Raw genomic sequence first — 8,242 nt, 5'->3', positions numbered from 1 at the left:
CGCATCCGGCGTCACAACTCGCGCCTGAACGCAGTCATCACCCTCGACGAGGCGCGTAGCCTTGCCGTCGCTCGCGCCGCGGACGAGCGCATTGCCCGGGGCGCCGCGGGGCCGCTCACCGGCATTCCGATCCTGCACAAGGACATCTTTTGCGCCAACGGCTGGCGGACCACCTGCGGCTCGCGCATGCTGGAGAATTTCGTCGCGCCCTACGATGCGCACGTGGTGTCCCGGCTGGAGGCCGCCGGTACGGTCAGCCTCGGCAAGACCAACATGGACGAGTTCGCGATGGGCTCGTCGAACGAAACCTCCTGGTTCGGCCCGGTGCGCAATCCCTGGCGCGCCAGCGCAGTTCCCGGCGGCAGCTCCGGCGGCTCGGCGGCAGCGGTGGCCGCGCGGCTGGCGCTCGCCGCGACCGGGACCGATACCGGCGGCTCGATCCGGCAGCCCGCAGCGCTCTCGGGGGTGTGCGGGCTCAAGCCCACCTACGGCGTCGCCTCGCGCTTCGGCATGATCGCGTTCGCTTCCAGCCTGGACCAGGCCGGGCCGATCGCGACCAGCGCCCACGACCTGGCCCTCATGTTGAACGCCATGGCAGGGTTCGATCCGCGCGATTCGACCAGCCTCGAGCGCGCGACCGAAGACTATGCCCGCGAGCTCGAACGCCCGCTCGAGGGGCTGCGCATCGGCTTGCCGAAGGAATTCTTCGGCGAGGGCGTACAACCCGGCGTCGCGGCAGCGATCGAGGCGGCGATCGCGGAGTACCGGCGCCTGGGTGCGACCACGGCCGAGCTGAGCCTGCCCAACATGCGCCTGTCGATTCCGGTGTACTACGTGCTCGCGCCGGCCGAGGCATCGAGCAATCTCGCCCGCTACGACGGCGTGCGTTACGGCTATCGTGCGAGCGCTTTCGACGACTTGATCGACATGTACGAGCGCACCCGTGCCGAGGGCTTCGGCGCGGAGGTGAAGCGCCGCATCATGATCGGCACTTACGTCCTTTCGCATGGCTACTACGATGCCTATTACCTCAAGGCGCAGAAGATCCGGCGCCTGATTGCAGCCGATTTCGCGGCAGCGTTCGAGAAATGCGACGTGATCATGGGACCGACCAGTCCCACCACGGCGTTCGAGCTGGGCAGCCGCACCAGCGACCCGGTGCAGATGTATCTGTCGGACATCTACACCATCGCGGTCAATCTCGCCGGCCTGCCCGGGCTATCGATCCCGGCGGGCTTCGATGCGGCCGGGTTGCCTGTGGGGCTGCAGTCGATCGGCAACTACTTCGCCGAGGCGCGCCTGCTCAACGTCGCGCACCAGTACCAGCGTGCGACCGATTGGCACCGGCGTTTGCCGGCGGGCTTTGCCGACTGAGCGTTCGAGGAAAGGCAATCATGCAATGGGAAACCGTCATCGGGCTGGAAACCCACGTGCAGCTCTCGACGCGCTCGAAGATTTTCTCGGGCGCATCCACCGCGTTCGGCGCCGAGCCCAACACCCAGGCGTGCGAGATCGACGTGGCGCTGCCGGGCGTGCTGCCCGTGCTCAATGCGGCCGCGGTGGTGAAGGCGGTGCGCTTCGGTTTCGCCGTGGACGCAACCGTGAACCGGCGTTCGGTGTTCGCGCGCAAGAACTACTTCTATCCCGATCTGCCGAAGGGCTACCAGATCAGCCAGTACGAGATTCCGGTCGTGCAGCACGGCCATCTGCAGATCGTGCTCGGCGAGAGCACCAAGACCGTCCGGCTCACGCGCGCGCACCTGGAAGAGGATGCCGGCAAGTCGCTGCACGAAGATTTTCACGACATGAGCGCAATCGACTTGAACCGCGCCGGCACGCCGCTGCTCGAGATCGTCTCGGAGCCCGACATGCGCAGCGCGGCCGAGGCGGTCGCTTATGGCAAGACCTTGCACGCCCTGGTGCGCTGGCTCGACATCTGCGACGGCAACATGCAGGAAGGCTCGTTTCGCATGGACGCCAACGTGTCGGTGCGCCCCGCCGGCACGACCGACCTGGGCACGCGCTGCGAGATCAAGAACCTCAATTCGTTCCGCTTCCTGGAGCGGGCGATCGAGTACGAGGCGCGGCGCCAGGTCGAGATCCTGGAAGACGGCGGAACGATCCGCCAGGAGACGCGCTCGTTCGATCCCGAGCGCGACGAAACGCGCACCATGCGCAGCAAGGAGGACGCGCACGACTACCGCTACTTCCCCGACCCCGATCTGCTGCCGCTCGAGATCGGCGCCGATTCGCTGGCCGAGATCGCGCAATCGATGCCCGAGCTGCCGGACGCCAAGCGCAACCGCTTCGTCGCTGCATTCGGCTTGACGCCCTACGACGCCGGTTTGCTGACGGCATCGCGCGAGCTCGCGCAGTATTACGAGGCGGCCTCGGATGGCCTGTCGGGTTCGGCTCCGAAGCTCGTGGCCAACTGGATGACCGGCGCCTTGGCGGCCCGGTTGAACGAAGCGGGCTGCGATATCACGCAAAGCAGGGTCGCTCCGGGGCAGCTGCGCGTGCTGGTCGAGCGCGTGGCCGACGGAACCCTTTCGGGCAAGATGGCGCGCGAGGTGTTCGAGGCGCTGTGGGCGGGCGAGGGTGAAGTCGATGCGATCATCGAGCGGCGTGGGCTGCGCCAGATCTCGGACAGCTCCGAGCTGGACAAGCTCGCCGGCGAGGTGCTGGCGCAGAACGCCGCGCAGGTGGCGGACTACCGGGCCGGGAAGGCGAAAGCGTTCAACGCCCTGGTGGGTCAGGTGATGAAGGCCAGCAAGGGCAAGGCAAATCCGCAGCAGGTGAATGAGATTCTGCGGCGGAAACTGGATGCGCCCGGCTAGACATCGCTCGTGCCGCAACTGCCGTGCGTGGGATGGCCCAACTCCGTCGTTCCCGTGAAAACGGGAACCCAGAGATAGATCCCTGGATTCCCGCCTGCGCGGGAATGACCGTAACCCTATTTCTTGGCAGGCGTCTGGGCCGCGGTGGCTGCCGTGCCTGCCGCCTGCTCCTCGCGCAGCTCCTGATAGCGTTTCTTGAGCACTTCGTACTTCGCCCGGGTGGCAAGAGTTTCCTGGTGGTGGCGCTCGATCTCGTCGCGGAGCACTTTCATCTGCGCTTGATTGCGCTGAGTGTCTTCCTGCACGGACTCGGGCGGCGGCTTCTTGCGCTTGGCGTAAAGATCCAGGCGCCTGCGATCCTCGGCGATGCGCTCGCTCATCGAGCGCTCCTGCCCGCGCAGGTTGGCGATGATCGCATCGAGCGCCTGCACCTCGCGGTCGCGCTTCATGTCGATTTCCTGCACGCTGGTAAACGACAGCAGCAACGCGTTGTCCTTCCTGCGCTGCTCGACCGCCTTGAGGTCCTCCTGCTTTTTGCGCGCCGACTCCTCTTCCTGCGCCTTCTTCTGCTCGGCGCTCATGCCCGGTTCGATTTTCTTGATGATCACCCCGCGGTTGGTCATCTGCACCGCGCTCTTGTCCCGGTCGCTCGGCGGCTTGTCGCTGTACTGGACGCGTCCTTTGTCGTCGACCCACTTATACAAGGCCGCATGGCCGACGCTCAACGCGAGGCTCATGACAACGGCGGCGGCCGCCCGCTCAGCGCGCATGGACGGTGGTTCCGAAACGGCTGCTATAACTCAGTACGGCTTGCAGATGCGAAGCGTAGCTCGGCTCCGCGCGTACGAACTCCACCAGATCGTCGAGGGTCGCAATGCTGACGACCGGAATGCCGTACGCCTGCTCCACTTCCTGGGTTGCCGACAGTGCTGCGGCTCCGCGCTCCATCCGATCGAGCGCGATCGCAACGGCGCAGGGCGTTGCATGATGGGCGCGAATGATGCCGACCGACTCGCGCACCGACGTTCCGGCCGAGATCACGTCGTCCACGATCAGGACACGGCCTGCGAGCGGCGCCCCGATCACCGTGCCGCCCTCGCCGTGATCCTTCGCTTCCTTGCGGTTGAAGCAGAATGCAACGTCGCGCCCGCGCGATGCGAGCGACATCGCCACCCCGGCGGCGAGCGGTATGCCCTTGTAGGCGGAGCCGAACAACATGTCGTACTCGACGCCGGCCGCGGCAATGGCTTTCGCGTAGAATTCGCACAGGCGCGCCAGCGCCGCGCCGCTCGCGAACATTCCGGCATTGAAGAAGTAGGGCGACGTGCGTCCCGCTTTGGTGACGAACTCACCGAACAGCAGGGCCCGCTGCGAGGCTGCGAAGCGAAAGAAATCCTTCCTGAAATCAGTCATCTGTCCACCCCGACCTATGTTACGCGCAATCACCTTGAATCTCAACGGAGTTCGCTCGGCGGCGGCCAAGGGCGCGTTCGCCTGGCTCGCTCGTAGCCGCGCCGATGTCATATGCGTGCAGGAGTTGAAGGCGCAGGAGTGCGATCTCGATGCGCAGATCGTGAAGTTCCGGTTCATGGAGCGCTTCTTCCCGCATCTCGCCCGGCTGCGTGCCTGCGGGCGCGAGGTTTTGCTGTGCGGCGACTGGAACATCGCGCACCGCGAGATCGACCTCAAGAACTGGCGCGCCAACCGGAAGAACTCCGGGTTCCTGCCCGAAGAGCGCGCCTGGCTCACGCGCGTGTTCGACGAGCTGGGATTCGTCGATGTGTTTAGGCGCCTCGATCCACGCCCCGAGCGCTACACCTGGTGGTCGAGCCGTGGCGAAGCCTGGGCCAAGAACGTAGGGTGGCGCGGATCGACTACCAGATCGCGACGCCGGGCCTGGCCGCGTGCGCTCGCGCAGCGGCAATCTACACGCGCAAGCGTTTCTCCGACCATGCGCCGCTGACGATCGATTTCGATCATGCCTGTTGACGCCGGTTGTCCCCGGTCGCTCGCCTCCGGAAAACCCGCTTGAGCGACGCAGGGCAGCCAACCGGCGAGGCCGCGGGCCAGCCAGTGCGAGCGTCCTGGACGCAAACGCTGCGGGCCGTCTTCAGCGTCCGGATGCTGATCGCGGCGCTGATGGGGTTCGCGTCGGGTCTACCGCTGCTGCTGACCGGTTCGGTGCTGCAGGCATGGTTGCGCGACGGCGGCGTCGATCTCGCCCGCATCGGCCTGTTCGCCCTGGTAGGTCTGCCCTACACGCTCAAGTTCCTCTGGTCGCCGCTGTTCGACCGCTATGCGCTGCCGGTTCTCGGCCGGCGTCGGGGCTGGCTCGTGGTCACGCAGGCGGCGCTGGCGGCGGCGCTGGTCGCGCTCAGCTACGCCAACCCGACGTCCGATGATCTGGTCGCGGTTTCGGTCGCCGCTCTGATGGTCGCGTTTTTCTCCGCCTCGCAGGATATCGTGGTCGACGCCCATCGCCGCGAGAGCCTTACCGATCTCGAGCTGGGTCTCGGCTCGGCGATGTACGTGAACGGCTATCGGATCGGCATGCTGCTCGCTGGCGGTGGCGGGCTCATCCTGGCCGACGTGCTGTCGTTCCCCGAGATGTATCGGCTGCTCGCTGCATTCATGGCGGCTTGCGTGGTCGTGAGCCTGGTCGCACCCGAGCCGCCGCTGCCGCCGGGGCGGCCGCGCTCGCTGGCCGAGGCGGTGGTGCTGCCGTTTCGCGATTACTTCACGCGTGAAGGCGCATGGCTCGCGCTGGCGTTCATCCTGCTCTACAAGCTGGGCGACACGCTCGCGTCCGCGATGACGACGCCGTTCTACCTCGATCTGGGCTACAGCAAGAGCGAGATCGGCGCGGTGGTGAAGCTGTTCGGCTTCTGGGCGACGATCGCTGGGGCGACCCTGGGCGGCATCTGGATCCTGCGCATTGGGCTCAAGCGCGCGCTGTGGCTGTTCGGCATCGGCCAGATGGTGTCGACGTTCGGATTCGTCGTGCTCTCGGGATTGCCGCCGAGCCTGCCCGCGCTGGCGACCGTCATCGCCGTGGAAAACCTGACTGCAGGGCTGGGCACGGCGGCGTTCGTGGGCTTCATGGGTGCGCTCACCGACCGGCGCTTCACGGCAACCCAATACGCGCTGCTGTCGAGCCTCATGGGCATACCACGCGTACTGGCCGCGGCGCCGACCGGCTGGCTGGCGCAATCGCTCGGCTGGAGCACCTTCTTTCTCGCCTGCGCGCTGATCGCGTTGCCGGGCCTGGCGCTGCTGCGCTGGATGCGACGGCTGATGCCCGAAGAGGCAGCCGCGGAGGCGCGCGCAGCTCAGGCGGGCAGGCGCTCGAACCGATAGACCGCAAGCTGGCCGAAGAGGTTCGGAGCCATTCCGACCTCGGCCCCGTCGCTCAACACCACCCGCTCGCAGATGCGTACCTTGCGCCTGGCGCAAAAGCGCTCGAAGTCGTCGATGGTGCACAGGTGCACGTTGGGCGTGTCGTACCACTCGTAGGGCAGGTTCTCCGATACCGGCATGTTGCCGCGGGCGACCGCCAGGCGGTTACGCCAGTAGCCGAAATTGGGAAAGGTCACGATCGCCTGCCGGCCCACGCGCAGCATCTCGTCGACGATCGCTTCGGTATGGCGCATCGCCTGCAGCGTTTGCGAAAGAATCACGAAGTCGAAGGAATCGGTTTCGATCTCGGCCAGGCCCGTCTCCAGGTCGTCCTGAATGACGTTCACGCCGTTGCGCACGCAGGCGACGATGTTTTCCGGGCTGATCTCCACGCCGTAGCCGTGCACGCCGCGGGTCTGCGCCAGGAACTGCAGCAGCGAGCCGTCGCCGCAGCCCAGGTCGAGCACGCGGGCATGCTGCGGTATCCAGCGCGCGATGACGTTGAAGTCGGAACGCGCTTGCAGGGTGGCGTTCAAGGCAGCGCTGCGCCGGCAAGCTCGCGCGCCAGCCGGTTGAAGTATTCGCGCACGACCTCGTGATAGTGCGCGTTGTCGAGCAGGAAGGCGTCGTGGCCGTGCGGTGCGTCGATCTCGGCGTAGGTGACGTTGCGCTTGTTGTCGAGCAGCGCCTTGACGATCTCGCGCGAGCGCGCCGGCGAAAAGCGCCAGTCGGAGGTGAACGAGATGACGAGGAAGCTCGCCTGCGCCAGCGCGAGCGCGCGGGTGAGGCTGCCGCCGTGCTGCTTGGCCGGATCGAAGTAGTCGAGCGCGCGGGTGATCCGCAAATACGTGTTGGCGTCGAAAACTTCGGCGAATTTCTCCCCCTGGTGGCGCAGGTACGATTCCACCTCGAAGTCGACGTCGAAGTGGAAGCGGAAGTCGTCCGCGCGCAGCACACGCCCGAAGCGCTCCATCATCGCGTCGTCGGAGAGATAGGTGATGTGGCCAATCATGCGCGCGATGCGAAGCCCCCGGCGCGGAAGCGTGTCGTGCGCGTAGTAGTCGCCGCCGTTGAAATCAGGGTCCGAGATGATCGCCTGGCGGGCGACCTCGTTGAAGGCGATGTTCTGGGTGGAGAGCTTCGGCGCGGCAGCGATCACGATCGCATGCGCCACGCGCTCGGGCTGATCGATGGTCCATTGCAGCGCCTGCATGGCGCCGAGGCTGCCGCCCATTACGGCGCAGAAGCGCTGGATGCCGAGGTGATCGGCAAGACGCACCTGGGCGGCAACCCAGTCCTCCACCGTGACGACCGGAAAGCTCGCGCCATACGGCTTGCCCGTCGCGGCATCGATGCTGGTCGGGCCGGTCGAGCCGTGACAGCCGCCGATATTGTTCACGCCGAGCACGAAGAAGCGGTCGGTATCGAGCGGCTTGCCGGGACCGACCATGTTGTCCCACCAGCCGATGCTCTTGGGATCGTCCGCATACCAGCCGGCGACATGGTGGGAAGCATTCAGCGCGTGACAGACCAGAACCGCGTTGGTGCGCTCGGCGTTGAGCTCCCCGTAGGTCTCGTACATCAGCTGATAGTCGGACAGCACTGCACCGCTGCGCAGCTTGAGCGGCTCGGCGAAGTGCGCCGTCTTCGGCGCGACCAGGCCGACGCCGTTATCCGGTAGTGGCAATTCAGCCTTCACGAGAAAATGTCGTCCAGAAACAAAAAACCCAGCCGACTGCGCGGGCTGGGTTGCCTTCGCTTTAGCCGGTTTTATTAGGCGCCCGCAAGCTGAGGTCAAATCGGCGCCGTAGTGCTGGGTGCGGAAGGTACTCCCGGCTTCCCGGGGTGTCAACACGAGGATGTCGAATGGTCGCGCTCAGCTGCAGGAGCCGGCGAGCGAAGCACGCCGGTGACTGTCCGCTGCAACCACCGGTGTACGAGCCCAACTATTGATCGTTCCGTATTGGACGACAGTCCAATACGGACGCGACGCTCCCCTCTCCCCCCGG

The 8,242-nt window shown here is 66.1% G+C and carries 7 protein-coding genes and 1 pseudogene; 4 read left to right on the top strand and 4 right to left on the bottom strand.

Annotated elements, in window-relative coordinates:
• Positions 1 to 1,374: Asp-tRNA(Asn)/Glu-tRNA(Gln) amidotransferase subunit GatA (gene gatA / locus GEV05_25060; GenBank protein ID MPZ46597.1), on the top strand; the 1,374-nt coding region annotated here is incomplete at its 5' end.
• A gap of 20 nt (positions 1,375 to 1,394) precedes the next feature.
• On the top strand, positions 1,395 to 2,837 hold the full coding sequence (gene gatB, locus GEV05_25055; protein MPZ46596.1) for an Asp-tRNA(Asn)/Glu-tRNA(Gln) amidotransferase subunit GatB: 1,443 nt from the start codon (positions 1,395 to 1,397) through the stop codon (positions 2,835 to 2,837).
• Between the two features lie 116 nt (positions 2,838 to 2,953).
• Here the strand turns inward: gatB and GEV05_25050 are convergent, their stop codons facing one another.
• Entirely contained in the window at positions 2,954 to 3,607 is a 654-nt protein-coding gene (locus tag GEV05_25050; GenBank protein ID MPZ46595.1) for a DUF4124 domain-containing protein, read from the bottom strand.
• Positions 3,597 to 4,250: an orotate phosphoribosyltransferase gene (gene pyrE, locus GEV05_25045; protein ID MPZ46594.1), complete on the bottom strand. Its 654-nt coding sequence runs from the start codon at positions 4,248 to 4,250 to the stop codon at positions 3,597 to 3,599. The genes GEV05_25050 and pyrE overlap by 11 nt, the downstream gene beginning before the upstream one ends.
• Positions 4,251 to 4,266: 16 nt before the next feature.
• Between pyrE and GEV05_25040 the strand changes: the two are divergent.
• Together GEV05_25040 and GEV05_25035 are read left to right on the top strand one after the other, a co-directional pair.
• Positions 4,267 to 4,826: pseudogene (locus GEV05_25040) on the top strand (exodeoxyribonuclease III).
• A gap of 132 nt (positions 4,827 to 4,958) precedes the next feature.
• Positions 4,959 to 6,194, top strand: a complete 1,236-nt coding sequence (locus tag GEV05_25035; protein MPZ46593.1) for an MFS transporter — start codon at positions 4,959 to 4,961, stop codon at positions 6,192 to 6,194.
• Here the strand turns inward: GEV05_25035 and metW are convergent.
• On the bottom strand, positions 6,167 to 6,757 hold the full coding sequence (metW, locus tag GEV05_25030; protein ID MPZ46592.1) for a methionine biosynthesis protein MetW: 591 nt from the start codon (positions 6,755 to 6,757) through the stop codon (positions 6,167 to 6,169). The genes GEV05_25035 and metW overlap by 28 nt on opposite strands.
• 8 nt (positions 6,758 to 6,765) lie before the next feature.
• A complete protein-coding gene (locus GEV05_25025; GenBank protein MPZ46591.1) occupies positions 6,766 to 7,932 on the bottom strand; it encodes a homoserine O-acetyltransferase in 1,167 nt (388 codons plus the stop codon).
• Positions 7,933 to 8,242: the final 310 nt, after the last annotated feature.

The sequence above is a fragment of the Betaproteobacteria bacterium genome (assembly GCA_009377585.1).
Classification (GTDB): Bacteria; Pseudomonadota; Gammaproteobacteria; order Burkholderiales; family WYBJ01; genus WYBJ01.
This window is presented reverse-complemented; position numbering and strand designations above follow the sequence as displayed.